This window comes from Comamonas sp. Z1 (assembly GCF_008121555.1).
In the GTDB taxonomy this organism is placed as follows: domain Bacteria; phylum Pseudomonadota; class Gammaproteobacteria; order Burkholderiales; family Burkholderiaceae_C; genus Comamonas; species Comamonas thiooxydans.
Genome location: NZ_VOQT01000004.1, coordinates 281168 through 298271, shown reverse-complemented (window position 1 = coordinate 298271; position 17104 = coordinate 281168). Strand labels below are relative to the sequence as shown.

Annotated in this window: 18 protein-coding genes; 3 read left to right on the top strand and 15 right to left on the bottom strand. The window is 59.9% G+C overall.

Features of this window, described 5'->3' with window-relative positions; translation table 11 throughout:
- Positions 1 to 383: 383 nt before the first annotated feature.
- From FSY45_RS10265 to FSY45_RS10255, 3 genes are read left to right on the top strand one after another with little or no spacing between them, the layout of a single operon-like run.
- Entirely contained in the window at positions 384 to 773 is a 390-nt protein-coding gene (locus FSY45_RS10265; protein WP_003064405.1) for a hypothetical protein, read from the top strand.
- Complete coding sequence (locus FSY45_RS10260; protein WP_003064403.1) at positions 774 to 1301, top strand: RNA polymerase sigma factor; 528 nt, start codon at positions 774 to 776, stop codon at positions 1299 to 1301.
- Between the two features lie 11 nt (positions 1302 to 1312).
- Positions 1313 to 2101, top strand: coding sequence for an anti-sigma factor (locus tag FSY45_RS10255; protein WP_034408804.1), 789 nt, complete (start codon positions 1313 to 1315; stop codon positions 2099 to 2101).
- Between the two features lie 33 nt (positions 2102 to 2134).
- Here the strand turns inward: FSY45_RS10255 and FSY45_RS10250 are convergent, their stop codons facing one another.
- Genes FSY45_RS10250 through FSY45_RS10180 form a run of 15 tightly spaced genes read right to left on the bottom strand, consistent with a single transcriptional unit; the run spans position 2135 to position 17082 of the window.
- Positions 2135 to 2647 (bottom strand): DUF1178 family protein, encoded by a 513-nt coding sequence (locus tag FSY45_RS10250; protein ID WP_046461244.1) that lies wholly within the window; start codon positions 2645 to 2647, stop codon positions 2135 to 2137.
- An 8-nt stretch (positions 2648 to 2655) separates the two neighbouring features.
- Complete coding sequence (locus tag FSY45_RS10245) at positions 2656 to 2961, bottom strand: DUF2818 family protein (protein ID WP_003057814.1); 306 nt, start codon at positions 2959 to 2961, stop codon at positions 2656 to 2658.
- Positions 2962 to 3017: 56 nt separating this feature from the next.
- On the bottom strand, positions 3018 to 4511 hold the full coding sequence (gene nuoN, locus FSY45_RS10240) for an NADH-quinone oxidoreductase subunit NuoN (protein WP_003064398.1): 1494 nt from the start codon (positions 4509 to 4511) through the stop codon (positions 3018 to 3020).
- Between the two features lie 24 nt (positions 4512 to 4535).
- Positions 4536 to 6011, bottom strand: a complete 1476-nt coding sequence (locus FSY45_RS10235; protein ID WP_003064396.1) for an NADH-quinone oxidoreductase subunit M — start codon at positions 6009 to 6011, stop codon at positions 4536 to 4538.
- Positions 6012 to 6027: 16 nt separating this feature from the next.
- The gene (nuoL, locus tag FSY45_RS10230) at positions 6028 to 8064 is read right to left on the bottom strand and encodes an NADH-quinone oxidoreductase subunit L (RefSeq protein WP_171832483.1); all 2037 of its coding nucleotides are present in this window, start codon (positions 8062 to 8064) and stop codon (positions 6028 to 6030) included.
- A gap of 30 nt (positions 8065 to 8094) precedes the next feature.
- Positions 8095 to 8403, bottom strand: a complete 309-nt coding sequence (gene nuoK / locus FSY45_RS10225) for an NADH-quinone oxidoreductase subunit NuoK (protein ID WP_003057821.1) — start codon at positions 8401 to 8403, stop codon at positions 8095 to 8097.
- Positions 8400 to 9080, bottom strand: a complete 681-nt coding sequence (locus tag FSY45_RS10220; RefSeq protein WP_046461243.1) for an NADH-quinone oxidoreductase subunit J — start codon at positions 9078 to 9080, stop codon at positions 8400 to 8402. The genes nuoK and FSY45_RS10220 overlap by 4 nt, the downstream gene beginning before the upstream one ends.
- A 34-nt stretch (positions 9081 to 9114) precedes the next feature.
- A complete protein-coding gene (gene nuoI, locus FSY45_RS10215) occupies positions 9115 to 9624 on the bottom strand; it encodes an NADH-quinone oxidoreductase subunit NuoI (protein ID WP_003057824.1) in 510 nt (169 codons plus the stop codon).
- An 11-nt stretch (positions 9625 to 9635) separates the two neighbouring features.
- Positions 9636 to 10712: an NADH-quinone oxidoreductase subunit NuoH gene (nuoH, locus tag FSY45_RS10210; RefSeq protein WP_003057825.1), complete on the bottom strand. Its 1077-nt coding sequence runs from the start codon at positions 10710 to 10712 to the stop codon at positions 9636 to 9638.
- A complete protein-coding gene (gene nuoG, locus FSY45_RS10205) occupies positions 10709 to 12826 on the bottom strand; it encodes an NADH-quinone oxidoreductase subunit NuoG (protein ID WP_003064390.1) in 2118 nt (705 codons plus the stop codon). The genes nuoH and nuoG overlap by 4 nt, the downstream gene beginning before the upstream one ends.
- 23 nt (positions 12827 to 12849) lie before the next feature.
- The gene (nuoF, locus tag FSY45_RS10200; protein ID WP_003064388.1) at positions 12850 to 14214 is read right to left on the bottom strand and encodes an NADH-quinone oxidoreductase subunit NuoF; all 1365 of its coding nucleotides are present in this window, start codon (positions 14212 to 14214) and stop codon (positions 12850 to 12852) included.
- Positions 14211 to 14702, bottom strand: coding sequence for an NADH-quinone oxidoreductase subunit NuoE (gene nuoE, locus FSY45_RS10195; protein ID WP_003057829.1), 492 nt, complete (start codon positions 14700 to 14702; stop codon positions 14211 to 14213). The genes nuoF and nuoE overlap by 4 nt, the downstream gene beginning before the upstream one ends.
- Positions 14699 to 15952 carry an NADH-quinone oxidoreductase subunit D gene (locus tag FSY45_RS10190; protein WP_003076498.1) on the bottom strand — a complete coding sequence of 418 codons (1254 nt, stop codon included), beginning with the start codon at positions 15950 to 15952 and terminating at the stop codon, positions 14699 to 14701. The genes nuoE and FSY45_RS10190 overlap by 4 nt, the downstream gene beginning before the upstream one ends.
- A 29-nt stretch (positions 15953 to 15981) precedes the next feature.
- Positions 15982 to 16593 (bottom strand): NADH-quinone oxidoreductase subunit C, encoded by a 612-nt coding sequence (locus FSY45_RS10185; protein ID WP_012837316.1) that lies wholly within the window; start codon positions 16591 to 16593, stop codon positions 15982 to 15984.
- 9 nt (positions 16594 to 16602) lie between these two features.
- Positions 16603 to 17082: an NADH-quinone oxidoreductase subunit B family protein gene (locus tag FSY45_RS10180; protein WP_003057832.1), complete on the bottom strand. Its 480-nt coding sequence runs from the start codon at positions 17080 to 17082 to the stop codon at positions 16603 to 16605.
- Positions 17083 to 17104: the final 22 nt, after the last annotated feature.

Sequence of the window (17104 nt, the reverse complement as noted above, 5' to 3'; positions counted from 1 at the left end):
CTCATAGCACAGCTCTCCCCAGATTGGCCCTGATGCCGTAAACCCTGAGTCGCTCAATTCCCACTGGAGTAACTGGGTTACTAGCCCAATGCTCGCAAATATGCTTGCCATTTGTCGCCCTCAAAAACCAAGGGCGACAAAGAACAGCCATATCGCTATAAATTTAAAAGCTGCTTCCGATTGCCTCATATGAATTTCATGTTCTTTTATCCATGAAATAAATACTCAATAGGCGATAGCAGCTATCAAATTATTCAGCAATCGATGCCTGAGGCCATGCCTGCAAGACCTGTCGCGCTGCTCTTGAGTTCCTGCGTGAAAACGCATGGAATAAAACCCCTTGCAGAACTGTTTACTGCAGGTCAACCACAAGGAGAGACCTCATGTTTCGCATCGCTTCTCTGACGCTAGCTTCCGCCGCCCTGTTGGCGGCCTGCTCGACCGGCTCGGTCACTTCGGCAAAATCCCCTGCCACCACCCTCAACGGCGTGCTGGTCGGACCGACCCAGATGACGCTCTACGTCTTTGACAAGGATGCCGCAGGCTCCGGCAAAAGCGTCTGCAACGGCGGCTGCGCCACCAACTGGCCGCCTTTGATGGCCCCCGCGAATGCGGCGCCAATCGGCGACTGGAGCGTGGTGATGCGCGACGACGGCAGCAAGCAATGGGCTTACAAGGGCCGCCCCCTCTATCACTGGGTCAAGGATGCCAAGCCCGGCGACATGACGGGTGACGGCTTCCTCAACAATAGCTGGCATGTCGCCAAGCCCTGAGTGAAGGTCGACGCCGCCCTGGTCCATATTCCCCGCCTGCGCCGCTATGCGCGTGCGCTGGCGGGCGATGCCGCGCTGGCAGACGATCTGGTGCAGGACACCCTGGAGCGCGCCTGCCAGAAGTGGGCCTTGTGGCAGCCGCCGGCAGCCGCCTCGGCCGAGCAGGTGCAAAAAGCCTTGCTCAGCTGGCTGCTGACCTTGATGCACAACCTCTATGCCAATCAGTGGCAGCAGTCGTCGCGGCATCGCATGGTGGCGCTTGACGAGGCGCAGGACACGCCTCACGACCCCATGCCCAGACTGACGCTGCAGCTGGATCTGGAGCGGGCCCTGTCCCATCTCACGCCGCAGGCACGCGAGGTGCTGCTGCTGATCGGCATGGAGCAGTTCAGCTATGGCGAAGCCGCGCAGATGCTGGGCGTTCCCGTGGGAACGGTGATGTCGCGCCTCTCGCGCGCCCGCGAGCAGCTCAGGCGCCTCATGGAAGGAGAAAGACCCGCGACGACCGTGTTGAGGGCTGTCAAATGAAGGAAAGTGCAATGACACCCCAGCGCCCCGATGAAACCACGCTGCATGCCTGGGTGGATGGAGAGTTACAGCCCGATGCCGCTGCGACCGTGGCGCAATGGCTGGCCGAACACCCCGAAGAAGCAGCGCGCATGGCCGCCATTCAGGCCCAGAACGCGGGCCTTCAGGCTCTGCATGCGCAATTGCTCGAAGAGCCGGTCCCGCCCCGGCTCATACTATCCCTGCAAAAGCCGGCGCTGCAGTGGCGCTGGCAACATGCGCTGGCCGCAGGCATCATGCTCAGCGTGGGCCTGGGACTTGGCTATGGTGCAGGCCAGCAAAAATCCGGCTCACTGCCGGCCGACACGGCCGTGCAGTTGCCAGGCTTTGTCCGCGAGGCGGCTGCGGCCCATGCCGTCTATGTGCCCGAGCAGCGCCACCCCGTCGAGGTCGCGGCACAGCAGCAGGCGCATCTGGTGCAGTGGCTGTCCAAGCGGCTGGGAGTTGCGCTCAAGCCGCCGGTGCTGGAAGCCCAGGGCTTTCATCTCATGGGCGGGCGGCTGCTGCCCGGGGAGACCGGCCAGGCCCGCGCCCAGTTCATGTACGAGGATCAGGCCGGCCAGCGCGTCACCCTGTATGTCTCGGTGCTCAAGCCCGGGACGGCAGCCACCTCCGCCCCTGCGTCCTTTCAATGGAGCAGCGACGGTGCAAGCCATGGCTTTTACTGGATCGATGGCCGGCAAGGCTATGCCTTGAGTGCCTCCCTGCCGCGCGAGCGCCTGCAGACTCTGGCCAACGCGATCTATCAGCAACTGAGCTGAAGCCGCAGGGCGCTGACCGGAAGCGGGGTTGTCTTATTGCAGGCTGCCGCTGCCGCCTTCGCCACTGGCCGACTCGGGCAAGGCCAGGGGCAGAACGCCAATGCCCTCTTCCAGCAGCTCCATGGCCTCCTGGGCGCTGGTCTGGCCGCGAATGGCGCGCTCCTCGGTTTCACCGTAGTGAATGCGGCGCGCCTCTTCGGCGAATTTTTTGCCGACGTCCTCGGTATTTTGCGCAACCTGGCGCGACCACTGCATCCAGGCGGCATGCATGGACTGCAGATGTGCCCGCGCCTCGGCGCTGATCTCGGGTACGGCGACGGAAAGCTCCGGCGCTGCGGCAGGAGCCGGTTTTGCAGTCGGGGCAGTTTTTGGCGGCTGTGCGCCCAGATTGAGACGGGGAGCACTCAAGCGCTTGGTCACATCACTGTCGCCGCAAACAGGACATTCCACCAGCTTGCGCTGCAGCTGATTCTGAAAATCATCTTCCGAAGCAAACCAGCCTTCAAAGACATGGCCTGCAGGGCAGTGAAGATCAAGCACTTTCATGGCGCCACTCAACCCTTGCGGTGAACCAGATAGCGATAAACGAAGCCGGGAAATGCCAGCGTCAAAAACAGCGTAGCAGTAATGGCATAGAACTCCCAGCCTTGGGGAGATATCTGGCCGGCGCGGCGCTCCAGCAGCAAGCCCAGGCCGCCCACCAGCAGATACAGGGCAATCATTTCCAGCAGGCGCACCCACAGCGGCTTGCGACCGGCCATGACGGGGCCGACAATGCCCAGACGCTGGTTGATAAAAGGCAAATTGGCTGCCACAAGGGCAGCCAAGATGATGAGCCAGATAGAGGCGGTTATAGACACAAAGCCATTCCTAGAAAAAGCGATGAGGGCATCAAGCCCTCATCACGTTCGTCTTATCAGGAAGCCAGGGCACGCACAACGGCGTCAGCGCACAAGGCCATCAGACCGCCAGGCAGTATGCCCAGCAGCAGAACCAGCGCACCGTTGATCGTCAGCACAACGCGCACATCCAGAGGAGCAGACACGCTGGTAGCAGTGATTGGAGCATCAAAGTACATGACCTTGACCACGCGCAGGTAATAGAAGGCACCGATCAGCGACATGATCACGGCAAACACGGCCAGACCGATGTACAGGCTGCTGCCCGAAGCGACCAGGGCCTGCAGCACGGACAGCTTGGCGTAGAAGCCGACCAGCGGAGGAATACCGGCCATGGAGAACAGGCAGATGGCCATCACACCGGCGTACAGCGGGCTGCGCTGGTTCAGACCGGCCAGATCGGCGATCTCTTCGCTTTCAAAGCCTTCGCGGGCCAGCAGCAGGATCACGCCGAAGGAAGCCAGAGCGGTCAGCACATAGGTCACGATGTAGAACATCGCCGAGCTGTAGGCGTTTTCGACGGTGGCAGGATCGACCTTGCCGTCCACCACACCCGACATCAGACCCAGCAGCACAAAGCCCATCTGGGAAATCGTCGAGTAAGCCAGCATGCGCTTGAGGCTGGTCTGCTGCAGACCGGCCAGGTTGCCGATGAGCAGCGAGCAGACGGCCAGCACCATCAGCATCTGCTGCCAATCGATGGCCAGCGGCAGCAGGCCGTCCACCAGCAGGCGGATGGTCATGGCAAAGGCAGCCAGCTTGGGCGCGCCGCCGATCAGGGCGGTGATGGCGGTAGGTGCACCCTGGTAGACGTCGGGCACCCACATGTGGAAGGGAACCACACCCAGCTTGAAGGCCAGACCGGCGACCACGAAGACCAGACCGAAGACCAGCACCTGGTGCTTGATTTCACCGGAATTGATGGCCTTGAAGACCTGTCCGATATCCAGCGAACCGGTGGCACCGTAGAGCATGGACATGCCGTACAGCAGGAAGCCGGAAGCCATGGCACCCAGGACGAAGTACTTCATGGCGGCTTCGACGGACACGGTGTGGTCACGGCGCAGAGCCACCAGCGCATAGCTGGACAGTGTCAGCAGCTCCAGGCCCAGATACAGGACCAGGAAGTTGTTGCCGCTGATCATGATGAACATGCCCAGCAGGGCCAGCATGGACAGTGTGAAGAACTCACCGCCGCGCAGCATGTCGCGCTCGGCCGCATAAGGGCGGCCGTAGACCATGGTGATCATCACGGCGATAGTGGCAAAGCACTTGAGCCAGTTGCCCATGGCGTCCGAGACAACCATGTTGCCCCAGCCGTAGAAGGTATTGCCGCTCGCGGCGTACATGCCTTGCATCACCGCCACGACAAGCAGGGTGAGCATGGTCAGAACATAGGTGCCGGTGCGACGGGCGCTCTTGACGCCCAGGTCCACCAAGGCAATGACGCAGGCCATGACCAGGAGAGTGATCTCCGGGTAGATCGCCAGCCAGCTGATGTTGTCAATCATCTCGTGTCTCTCGTTTCAGTCTGGTCAGTTGAGCTTGCTCACAGCCACATGCTTGATGAGCTCTGCCACAGACACATCCATCACATCGGTGAAGGGCTTGGGATACAGACCCATGACCAGCACGGCCGCGGCCAGCAGGCCCAGCACCAGGAATTCGCGGCAGTTGATGTCCTTGAGTTCAGCCACATGGTCGTTGGCCACGGCACCCAGGTACACGCGCTTGTACATCCACAGGGTGTAGGCAGCGCCGAAGATCAGAGCGGTTGCAGCGCCCAGACCAATCCAGAAGTTGTATTGCACGGCACCCAGGATCACCATCCACTCGCCGACAAAACCGGCGGTTGCAGGCAGACCACAGTTGGCCATGGCAAACAGCAGGGCAAAGGCAGCGAACTTGGGCATGGTGTTGACCACACCGCCGTAAGCGGCGATTTCACGCGAATGAACGCGGTCGTACAGCACGCCGATGCACAGGAACATGGCGCCGGACACGAAACCGTGGGCAATCATCTGCACCAGGCCACCGGAGATGCCCAGGTTGTTGAACATGAAGAAGCCCAGGGTCACAAAGCCCATGTGAGCCACGGACGAATAAGCCACCAGCTTCTTCATGTCCTTTTGCACCAGAGCCACCACCCCCACATAGATCACGGCAATCAGCGACAGCGTGATCATCAGGCCCGACCACTCATGCGCCGCATCGGGAGCAATGGGCAGAGAGAAGCGCAGGAAACCATAGGCACCCAGCTTCAGCATGATGGCGGCCAGCACGGCGGAGCCGCCGGTAGGGGCTTCAACGTGAACGTCGGGCAGCCAGGTGTGGACCGGGAACATGGGCACCTTCACCGCAAAAGCGGCGAAGAAGGCGAAGAAGATCAGCGTCTGTGCGGTACCGGACAGGGGCAGCTTGTGCCAGTCCAGGATCTCGAAGCTGCCGCCCGACTGGGTGTACAGATAGATCAGAGCGACCAGCGTGAGCAGCGAGCCCATCAAGGTGTACAGGAAGAACTTGAAGGCTGCGTAGATCTTGTTAGGACCACCCCAGATACCGATGATCAGATACATCGGGATCAGAGTCGCTTCGAAGAACACATAGAACAGCATGCCATCCAGAGACGCGAACACACCGATCATCAGACCCGACAGGATCAGGAAAGCGGCCATGTACTGGTTGACGCGCTCGGTGATATTGGTCCAGGAGGCGATCACCACGATGACGGTGATGAAGGCCGTCAGCGGCACAAACCACATGGAGATGCCATCCACTCCCAGGTGGTAGTGGATGTTGAAGCGCTCAATCCAGAGCGCGTTCTCCACAAACTGCATATTGGCAGTCGTGGTGTCGAAGCCGGTGACCAGAGGAATGGTCACCGCAAAACCGATCAGCGCACCGATCAGTGCCAGCCAGCGCACCGCGTTGGCCTGCCCTTCTTTGCTGAAGGCCAGCAGGAGGGCGCCAAAAGCAATCGGCACCCAGATAGAAAGACTCAACAAACCCATTTTTGTTCTTCCCCTACTACTTGTTGAGCCACACGAAGTACGTCATGAGGGCAACGATACCCAGCAGCATGACCAACGCGTAGTGATAGAGATAGCCTGTTTGCAGGCCGCGCACCCACTGACCGAACTTGGCCATGAGCTTCCAGGAGCCGTTCACGATGGCGCCATCGATGATGGCCTGATCGCCGGCCTTCCAGAAGAAGGTACCGAAGGCACGGGAGCCGCGGGCGAAGATGTTCTCGTACACCCAGTCCACGCCGTACTTGCCTTCCAGAACCTGGTAGAGACCAATCTTCTTGGAGAAAGCCATGATGGCGGCAGGAATCTCGGGCTTGACCATGTAGAACACATAGGACACCACCACACCGGCCAGAGCCAGCCAGAACGGTGCAGCCGTGAAGCCGTGCAGAGCCATGGGCACCCAGCCGTGGATCTGCTCGGCCAGTTCGGCCATGGCGCCATGCTTGGAGCCATCGACGTGGATCACGCCCTTGAAGAAGTCGCCAAACAGCATGGGCATCAATGCAATCGCACCAATTACCACCGAAGGAATGGCCAGCAGCACCAGAGGACCGGTCACCACCAGAGGCGACTCGTGGGGCTTGGCATCATGGCCATGGCCGTGGTCGTCATGACCGTGGTGGTCATCATGGTGGGCATCGGGGTTCTGGTCGTAGCGCTCCTTGCCGTGGAAGACGATGAAGTACAGACGGAAGGAGTAGAAAGCCGTGATGAACACACCGGCCAGCACTGCAAAATTGGCAAAGCCGGCAGCAGGCAGGTTGGAAGCGTGAACCGCCTCGATGATGGCATCCTTGGAGTAGAAGCCCGAGAAGAACGGCGTGCCGATCAGCGCGAGGTTACCCAGCAGGAAGGTGATCCAGGTGATGGGCATGTACTTGCGCACGCCGCCCATCCAGCGGATGTCCTGATTGTGGTGCATGCCCATGATGACGGAGCCGGCACCGAGGAACAGCAGCGCCTTGAAGAAGGCGTGGGTCATCAGGTGGAACACGGACACCGAGTAGGCCGACACACCCAGAGCGATGGTCATATAGCCCAGCTGGGACAGCGTGGAGTACGCAATCACGCGCTTGATGTCGTTCTGGATGATGCCCAGAATACCCATGAACAGCGCTGTGATGGAGCCGATCACCAGGATGAAGTTCAGCGCAACATCCGACAGCTCATACAGAGGAGACATGCGCGACACCATGAAGATGCCGGCCGTCACCATGGTCGCCGCGTGAATCAGCGCGGAGATAGGCGTGGGACCTTCCATGGAGTCCGGCAGCCAGGCGTGCAGCGGGAACTGGGCCGACTTGCCCATCGCGCCGATGAACAGGCAGATGGCAGTCACGGTCACCAGCAACCAGCCCGTACCGGGCAGCTGGGTGTTCTGGATCTCTGGCAGCTTGGCAAAGATTTCAGAGTAGTTCAGCGTGCCGGTATAGGCAGCAATCAGGCCGATACCCAGAATGAAGCCGAAGTCACCCACGCGGTTGACCAGGAAGGCCTTCAGGTTCGCGAAGATGGCCGTAGGCTTCTTGTAGTAGAAGCCGATCAGCAGATAGGACACCAGGCCCACGGCTTCCCAGCCGAAGAACAGCTGCAGCAGGTTGTTGCTCATCACGAGCATCAACATGGAGAAGGTGAACAACGAGATATAGGAGAAGAAACGGTTGTAGCCGTCATCCTCTTCCATGTAGCCCATGGTGTAGATGTGAACCATCAGCGACACAAAGGTCACCACGCACATCATCATGGCCGTGATGGAGTCGATCAGGAAACCGACTTCCATCTTCAGGCCACCGACAACCATCCAGGTGTAGATGGTTTCGTTGAACTTTGCGCCGTCGAACACGACAGCCTTGAACGTGAGGGCCGACAGAACGAAGGCCAGGAGCACGCTCAGAATCGTCAGGGAACTGCTGCCGGTGCGACCAATCTTGTTGCCGCCAAAGGCCGTGCCCCAGATACCCGCGAGTGCGGAGCCGACCAGCGGTGCCAACGGCACCGCAAGCAGCATGGATGCAGAAAGGGTTTGACTCATTTCTTGAGAACCTTGCAAGTTACGGCGGACTCAACCCTTGAGGGCGTTGAGATCTTCCGCATCGATGCTTGTCTTGTTACGGAACAGCAGCACCAAGATCGCCAGACCGATGGCCGATTCAGCAGCAGCCACTGTCAGGATGAAAAACACGAACACCTGGCCGTGCATGTCGCCCAGATAGCTGGAAAACGCGACAAAGTTCATGTTCACGGCCAGCAGCATCAGCTCGATGGCCATGAGCAAGACGATCAGGTTCTTGCGGTTCAGAAAGATGCCAACCACGGAGAGTGCAAACAGCATGGCACCCAGCGTCAGGAAGTGGCCCAAAGTCAGCGTCATGCTTTTGTCTCCACAGCAGGCGCTGCAGCCGCGGCTTCAGCGTCAGGTTTTTGTGCAGGCTTGGTGCTGTCGACCTTGACCAGCTTGATGCGGTCAGAGGCTCGTACACGAATTTGATCTGCAGGGTTCATGGCCTTGCTGTCCTTGCGCTTGCGCAGCGTCAGGGCAATTGCTGCAATCATGGCCACCAGCAGGATCACGGCCGCAATTTCCACGGGATACAGGTATTCCGTGTATAGCAGCTTGCCCAGAGCCTGTGTGTTCGAGTAAGGAACGGTCTGGCCGGCTGCATTGACCATGGTCGTACCAACAGCCTTGGCGTCTTCGACGTCGCCGAAACCGCCCATCAGCACCATGCCCATTTCAAAGGCGATCAGCACACCGATCAGGGCGGCGAACGGGAAATGCTTCCAGAAGCCGCGGCGCATGGAGTCGATACGGATATCGAGCATCATCACCACGAACAGGAACAGCACCATCACAGCGCCCAGATAGACCAGCACCAGAGCGATGCCGAGGAATTCAGCCTTGAGCAGCAGCCAGATGGCGGCAGCTTGCGAGAAGGCCAGAATCAGATTGAGCACGGCGTGCACAGGGTTGCGAGCCGTGACAACCCGGAAGGCTGCAAACAGCAGCACGACCGAGAACAGATAGAAAAAACCAGTTTTGGCGTCCATGGATCGAATCTTTTCAAGTGATCAAGGAGCCGCTTCAGCGGTACTTGGCATCTGCCGCCTTGTTGGCAGCGATCTCGGCTTCATAACGGTCACCCACTGCCAGGAGCATGTCCTTGGTGAAGTAGAGATCACCGCGCTTTTCGCCGTGGTATTCGAAGATGTGCGTCTCCACGATGGAGTCCACCGGGCAGCTTTCTTCGCAGAAGCCACAGAAGATGCACTTGGTCAGATCAATGTCGTAGCGCGTGGTACGGCGCGAGCCGTCGTCACGCACATCGGACTCGATGGTGATGGCCATGGCAGGGCACACGGCTTCGCAAAGCTTGCAGGCAATGCAGCGCTCTTCGCCGTTTTCGTAACGGCGCAGGGCGTGCAGACCACGGAAGCGTGGCGACTGAGGTGTTTTTTCCTCAGGGAACTGCACCGTGATCTTGCGACGGAAGGTGTAGCGGCCAGTCAGGGCCATGCCCTTGGCCAGTTCCCAGAGCATGAAGCTCTTGAGGAAATCCTTGAAGGAGAAAGGTGTTGCAGCTACTGCAGACATACGTACTCCGCTTATTTCCAGATGTTCCAGGGCGAGTACAGCCAAGCACCCACAACCACCAGCCACACCAGGGTGACGGGAATGAAGATCTTCCAACCCAGACGCATGATCTGGTCATAACGGAAGCGCGGGAAGGTAGCGCGAATCCAGATGAAGCACGACACCACCAGGAAGGTCTTGATCGCCAGCCAGATCCAACCGGGGATGAAACCCAGGAAGTCGAACGGAGGCAGCCAGCCGCCCAGGAACATGATCACGGCCAGGATGGAAACCAGCCACATGCTCGCGTATTCGGCCAGGAAGAAGACCGCAAAGCCCATGCCCGAGTACTCGACCATGTGACCAGCCACGATTTCGGCTTCGCCTTCGACCACGTCAAACGGGTGACGGTTGGTTTCGGCAACGACCGAGATCAGGTAGACGATGAAGATGGGCAGCAGGGGCAGCCAGTTCCAGGACAGGATGCTCATGCCCATGGATGCGAACTGACCTTGACCCTGGCTCATCACGATGGCCGAGAGGTTCATGCTGCCCGTGACCATGATGACCACCAGGAAACAGAAGCCCAGCGCGATTTCGTAGCTCACCATCTGGGCCGAGGCACGCAGCGCGCCCAGGAAGGCGTACTTGGAGTTGGAAGCCCAGCCCGCAATGATCACGCCATAGACTTCGATGGAAGTGATGGCCATCAGCAGCAGCAGACCTGCGTTCACGTTGGCCAGGGCCACATCGGGGGCAAAGGGAATCACCACCCAGGCCGCCAGGGCCGGCATGATGGCCATGACGGGGCCCACATAGAACAGGCCCTTGGCAGCTGCCGTGGGCTGAATCAGTTCCTTGGTCAGCAGCTTCAGGCCGTCAGCCAGAGGCTGCAGCAGACCCGAAGGACCCACGCGGTTGGGGCCCAGACGGATTTGCATGAAACCCAGCAGCTTGCGTTCCCACAGCGTGAGGTAGGCCACGGCACCCATCAGGGGAGCCACGATGGCCACGATGCCGAGCAGAATCCAGATGACGGGCCAGGCCACATCGGTCCAGAAAGGAGCGGCGGACAGGCCCGCGCCCCAAGCTTTCAATGCGTCGATCATGCGGCGCCTCCCTCACGAACCTGACGAGCGTCAGCCGTCAATTGCAGCGACGTAGCGCGGCGCACGATGCTGTCGAGCTGGTAAATGCTGGCGACTGCAGGCGCTGTCACATTGCCGGCGGGCACTGCGCTCACGGCCTGGGCCGCGTTGCTCAGCACATTGGCTGGCACTTGGGCAGCGCCGCCGGTAGCCTCAGCCAGCACGTCCTGCGATGTCTCATAGTCCACGCCCGGCACACCCATCAGGTTGGCCAGCACGCGCAGTACCTTCCATGCAGGACGCGTGTCGGCCAGAGGCTTGACCACGGCGTGGAAGCTCTGCAGACGGCCTTCGGCGTTGACAAAGCTGCCCGAGGTTTCCGTGAACGGAGCAATGGGCAGCAGCACATCGCTGAATTCCAGATTGGCCTTGAAGGGGCTCAGAGTCACCACCATCTCGGCCTTGTTCAGACCAGCGATGGCGGCCTTGCCGGCAGCGCTGTCGAACTCGGGCTCGTTGTTCAGCAAGATGGCAGCCTTCAGGCCACCGCCAATCATCTGAGCCGCATTCAGACCGTTGCCAGCAGGCATGGCCTTGACCCATTGCGCGCCCACGGTGTTGGCGGCTTCGGTCAGATAGCCTACGGCAGCGCCGGTCTGTTCGGCAACCCAGCTGGCCAGAGCCAGCAGTGCAGAAGCCTGAGCATGGTGCGCTGCGGCATTGCCCAGCAGCACGGCCTTTTGCTCGCCAGCCAGCAATGCAGCGGCAATCGCCTTGGCTTCGTCATGGGCCTGACCGGCCACGGGTGCCGAGACACCCTTGGCTTCGGCCACGGCAGCAGCCACATCGGCCAGAGCCTGAGCCCAGTCGCCGGCAGCAACCACCGATGCGTTGACGGGCAAGGCCCAGTCATGGATGCGATCGTTGATGGCGAAGACCTTGCAGCCCTTCTTGGCAGCCTGGCGAATGCGCTGTGCGAACAGCGGATGGTCCTTGCGCAGGTTGGAGCCCACGATCAGAGCCGACTGCAGATTGCTCAATGCAGCGATGGGCAGACCCAGCCACTGCACGCCTTGCGTGGCAGCGAACTCGGCATTGCGCAGACGGTAGTCGATGTTCTCGCTACCGATGCCGCGCACCAGCTTGCCGGCCAGGAACAGCTCTTCCACTGTGCTGTGAGGGCTGACCAGAGCGCCGATGGCGCTGGCGCCATGGTTGCTCTTGATCTGCTGCAGGCCGTTGGCCACATATTCGAGGGCGGTCTGCCAGTCGACTTCCTTCCACTCGCCGCCCTGCTTGAGCATGGGCTTGGTGAGGCGTTCGTCGCTGTTCAGCGCCTCATAGGAGAAGCGGTCGCGGTCGGCAATCCAGCATTCGTTGACTTCTTCGTTCTCGAAGGGCACAACGCGCATGACCTTGTGGTTCTTGACCTGAACGATCAGGTTGGAGCCTGTGGAGTCGTGCGGAGCCACCGACTTGCGGCGCGACAGTTCCCAGGTACGGGCGCTGTAGCGGAAGGGCTTGCTGGTCAACGCGCCCACGGGGCAGATGTCGATCATATTGCCCGACAGTTCGGAGTCCACGCTATCGCCCACCACGGTGGTGATCTCGGAGTGCTCGCCGCGGTGAATCATGCCCAGTTCCATGACGCCGGCCACTTCCTGGCCAAAGCGCACGCAACGTGTGCAGTGAATGCAGCGGCTCATTTCCTCCATGGAAATCAGCGGCCCCACGTTCTTATGGAACACCACGCGCTTTTCTTCTTCGTAGCGCGAAGAGCTGCTGCCATAACCCACTGCCAGATCCTGGAGCTGGCATTCGCCGCCCTGGTCGCAGATGGGGCAGTCCAGCGGGTGATTGATGAGCAGGAACTCCATCACCGACTGTTGTGCCTTGATGGCCTTCTCGCTCTTGGTGCGCACGATCATGCCTTGCGTCACTGGCGTGGCGCAGGCGGGCATGGGCTTGGGAGCCTTTTCCACATCCACAAGGCACATGCGGCAGTTGGCCGCAATGGATAGCTTCTTGTGGTAGCAGAAGTGAGGAATGTAGGTGCCGGCCTTCTCGGCTGCATGCATGACCATGCTGCCTTCCGTCACCTCGACCTTTTTTCCGTCCAGTTCAATTTCAACCATATGCTTGTCTCGCGATCAGGCGCTCATGCAGCCTGTTTGGAAGCGTTCTGGATCTTCGCTTCGAACTCGTGGCGGAAGTGCTTGATCATGGCGCGAACCGGCATGGCTGCCGCGTCGCCGAGCGCACAGATCGTGCGGCCCATGATGTTCACGGATACCGAGTCCAACAGCTCGATATCTTCCGGACGGCCTTCGCCGTGCTGAATACGGTTCACCACGCGCCACAGCCAGCCCGTGCCTTCACGGCAGGGCGTGCACTGGCCGCAGGACTCGTGCGAATAGAAGTACGACAGACGCAGCAGGCACTCGACCATGTCGCGCGAATCATCCATCACGATCACGGCGCCCGAACCCAGCATGGAGCCAGCCTTGGAGATGGAGTCATAGTCCATCGTGCAGTCCATGATGATGTCGGCAGGCAGCACGGGCGACGAAGAGCCGCCGGGGATCACGGCCTTGAGCTTGCGTCCGGTGCGCACACCGCCTGCCAGCTCCAGCAGCTTGCTGAAAGGCGTGCCCATGGGAACTTCGTAGTTGCCGGGCAGGTTCACGTCGCCGCTGACCGAGAAGATCTTGGTGCCGCCGTTGTTGGGCTTGCCGCATTCCAGATAGGCCTGGCCACCGTTGCGGATGATCCAGGGAACGGCCGCAAAAGTCTCGGTGTTGTTGATGGTCGTGGGCTTGCCGTAGAGACCGAAGCTGGCGGGGAATGGCGGCTTGAAGCGGGGCTGACCCTTCTTGCCTTCCAGCGATTCCAGCAGCGCGGTTTCTTCGCCGCAGATGTAGGCGCCAAAGCCATGGTGGGCATGCAGCTGGAAGCTGAAGCTGCTGCCCAGGATGTTGTCACCCAGGTAGCCGGCAGCGCGTGCTTCTTCCAGGGCCGCCTCGAAGCGCTCATAGACTTCGAAGATCTCGCCGTGGATGTAGTTGTAGCCGATGCTGATGCCCATCGCGAAAGCGGCAATGATCATGCCTTCGATCACGATGTGCGGGTTGAACATCAGAATGTCGCGGTCCTTGCAGGTACCGGGCTCGCCCTCATCCGAGTTGCAGACCAGGTGCTTCTGACCGGGGAACTGGCGGGGCATGAAGCTCCACTTCAGACCCGTGGGGAAGCCCGCACCGCCACGGCCGCGCAGACCGGATTCTTTGAGCGTCGCGATGACCTGATCTTGCGTCAGGCCTTCGCCGCCATCCTTGCCCAACAGCTTGCGCAGGGCCTGATAGCCGCCGCGTGCTTCATAGTCCTTGATGGACCAGTTGCTGCCGTTCAGATCCGCATAGATCTGGGGATTGATGTGACGATCGTGGAAGCAGGTTTCATTGCCAGTCGATGCGAACTTGGCCAGCACGGCATTGGCGGCAGGATTGTTCAGAATCGTGCTCATGCCTTGCCCTCCGCAGCGCGCAGGCCGTCGACCAGCTCGTCGAGCTTTTCATTGCTCATGAAGCTGCACATGCAACGGTCGTTGACCAGCATCACGGGCGAATCGGCGCAGGCGCCCAGGCACTCGGACTGCTGCAGCGTGAACAGGCCGTCCTTGGTGGTCTCGCCCATCTTGATGCCCAGCTTGTGCTCCAGGTGGTGCAAGGCCTTGTAGCCGTCGCGCAGCTGGCATGGCAGATTGGTGCAGACATTGAGCTTGTACTTGCCAACAGGTTGCTGGTTGTACATATTGTAGAAAGTGGTGACTTCGTGCACCGCAATCTCGGCCATGCCCAGGACTTCGGCAATCACTGCCTCGCTTTCCTGGCTGACCCAGCCCTGCTCCTGCTGCACGATAGACAGGCAAGCCATGACGGCAGACTGTTTCTGGTCAGCCGGATACTTTGCCACCTCACGCGCAAAGCGTTCTCTGGTCGCTTCGGTAATCATCGGTCAACGTCTCCAAACACGATGTCCAGGGTACTGAGCACCATCACGGCGTCAGCCAGCATATGGCCACGGCTCAGTTCATCGAGAGCAGCCATGTGCGCAAATCCTGGTGGACGAATCTTCAGTCGATAGGGCTTGTTGGCACCATCGCTGATCAAATAAATGCCGAACTCACCCTTGGGATGCTCGACGGAAGCGTAAGCCTCGCCTTCGGGAACCTTGAAGCCTTCGGTAAAGAGCTTGAAGTGGTGAATCAGCTCTTCCATGTTGGACTTCATGGCTTCACGGCTTGCGGGCGCAACCTTGTGATTGTCCGTGATCACCGGGCCGGGATTGACACGCAGCCAGTCCACGCATTGCTTGATGATCTTGTTGGACTCGCGCATCTCGGCCATGCGAACCAGATAGCGGTCATAGCAGTCGCCCGTGGCACCCACCGGAATATCGAAGTCCAGCTTGTCGTAGACCTCGTAGGGCTGGGTCTTGCGCATGTCCCAGGGCAGGCCCGAGGCGCGCAGCATGGGACCGGTCAGGCCCAGATTGATGGCACGTTCCGCAGACACCACACCGATGCCGACGTTACGCTGCTTCCAGATGCGGTTGTCGGTCAGCAGGGTTTCGTACTCGTCCGCGCACTTGGGGAAGCGCTGCGTGAAAGCATCGATAAAGTCCAGCAGCGAGCCCTTGCGGTCTTCGTTCATGGCCTCCATGGAGCGCACATTGCGCACCTTGCTGGCCTTGTACTGGGGCATGCTGTCCGGCAGGTCGCGATACACGCCACCGGGGCGGAAGTAAGCCGCGTGCATGCGCGCACCCGACACTGCTTCGTACATGTCCATCAGCGCTTCGCGTTCGCGGAAGCTGTAGATCAGGATGGTCGAGCTGCCGGCATCGTTGCCCGAGGAACCCAGCCACATCAGGTGATTCATGATGCGGGTGATTTCCGAGAACATCACACGGATGTACTGGGCACGGATGGGCACTTCGATGCCCATCAGTTTTTCAATGGCCAGGCAGTAAGCGTGCTCGTTGCTCATCATCGAGCAGTAATCCAGGCGGTCCATATAGGGCAGCGACTGGATATAGGTCTTGCTTTCGGCCAGCTTTTCGGTCGCGCGGTGCAGCAGACCGATGTGCGGGTCGGCGCGCTGCACCACTTCGCCATCGAGCTCCAACACCAGACGCAGCACACCGTGCGCTGCCGGGTGCTGCGGACCAAAGTTCAGGGAATAGTTCTTGATTTCAGCCATGGTCTTCCGTCAAAAGGCGACGTGCGCCTTTAGTGCAGGCCTCCGCCGTAGTTTTCTTCACGAATGATGCGCGGCGTGATTTCGCGAGGCTCGATCGTGACGGGCTGGTACACCACACGTTGCTGTTCGGCGTCGTAGCGCATTTCCACGTGACCGGACAGGGGGAAATCCTTGCGGAATGGGTGGCCGATGAAGCCATAGTCGGTCAGGATACGACGCAGGTCTTCGTGACCCTCGAACACGATGCCGAACAGATCGAAGGCTTCGCGCTCGAACCAGTTGGCCGAGTTCCAGATGGGGTTGATCGAGGCCACCACGGGGAAGTCATCGTCGGCGCAGTACACACGCACACGCAGGCGCTGGTTCAACGTCAGGGACATCAGGTGGGATACAACGGCAAAACGCGGACCGTCCTTGCCGACTTCCGCATAAGTGGAATAGTCCACGCCGCACAGATCCAGCAGCATCTCGAACTGGCAGTCCGGGGCATTGCGCAGAATCTGCATCACGTCCAGATACTTGTCAGCGGATACTTCCACCGTCACTTCGCCATAGGCCAGAGTGACGGAGCGCACCCTGTCACCCAAGGCAGCAGTAACCACATCCCGAAGCTTTTCGGGGTGAATTGCAATTGCAGTCATCTCAGCCCTTTAAACGCGAGCGATGGTGTGGGTACGACGAATCTTCTGCTGCAGCTGGATGATGCCGTAGATCAGCGCTTCCGCTGTCGGGGGGCAACCAGGCACATAGACGTCGACGGGAACAATGCGGTCGCAACCACGCACCACCGAGTAGCTGTAGTGGTAGTAACCGCCACCATTGGCGCAGGAGCCCATGGAAATTACCCAGCGCGGCTCGGACATCTGGTCGTACACCTTGCGCATCGCGGGAGCCATCTTGTTGCACAGCGTACCGGCAACAATCATCAGGTCAGAGTGGCGGGGGCTGGCACGGAACACTTCGGAGCCGAAGCGACCGATGTCATAGCGAGCAGCTGCTGCGTGCATCATCTCCACCGCACAGCAGGCCAGGCCAAATGTCATGGGCCAGATCGACCCTGTCTTGGCCCAGTTCACCACCGTGTCATAACTGGTGGTGACGAAGCCTTCCTTCATCACGCCTTCGATCATCGTGTTTCCTCAGAAAAGCTGC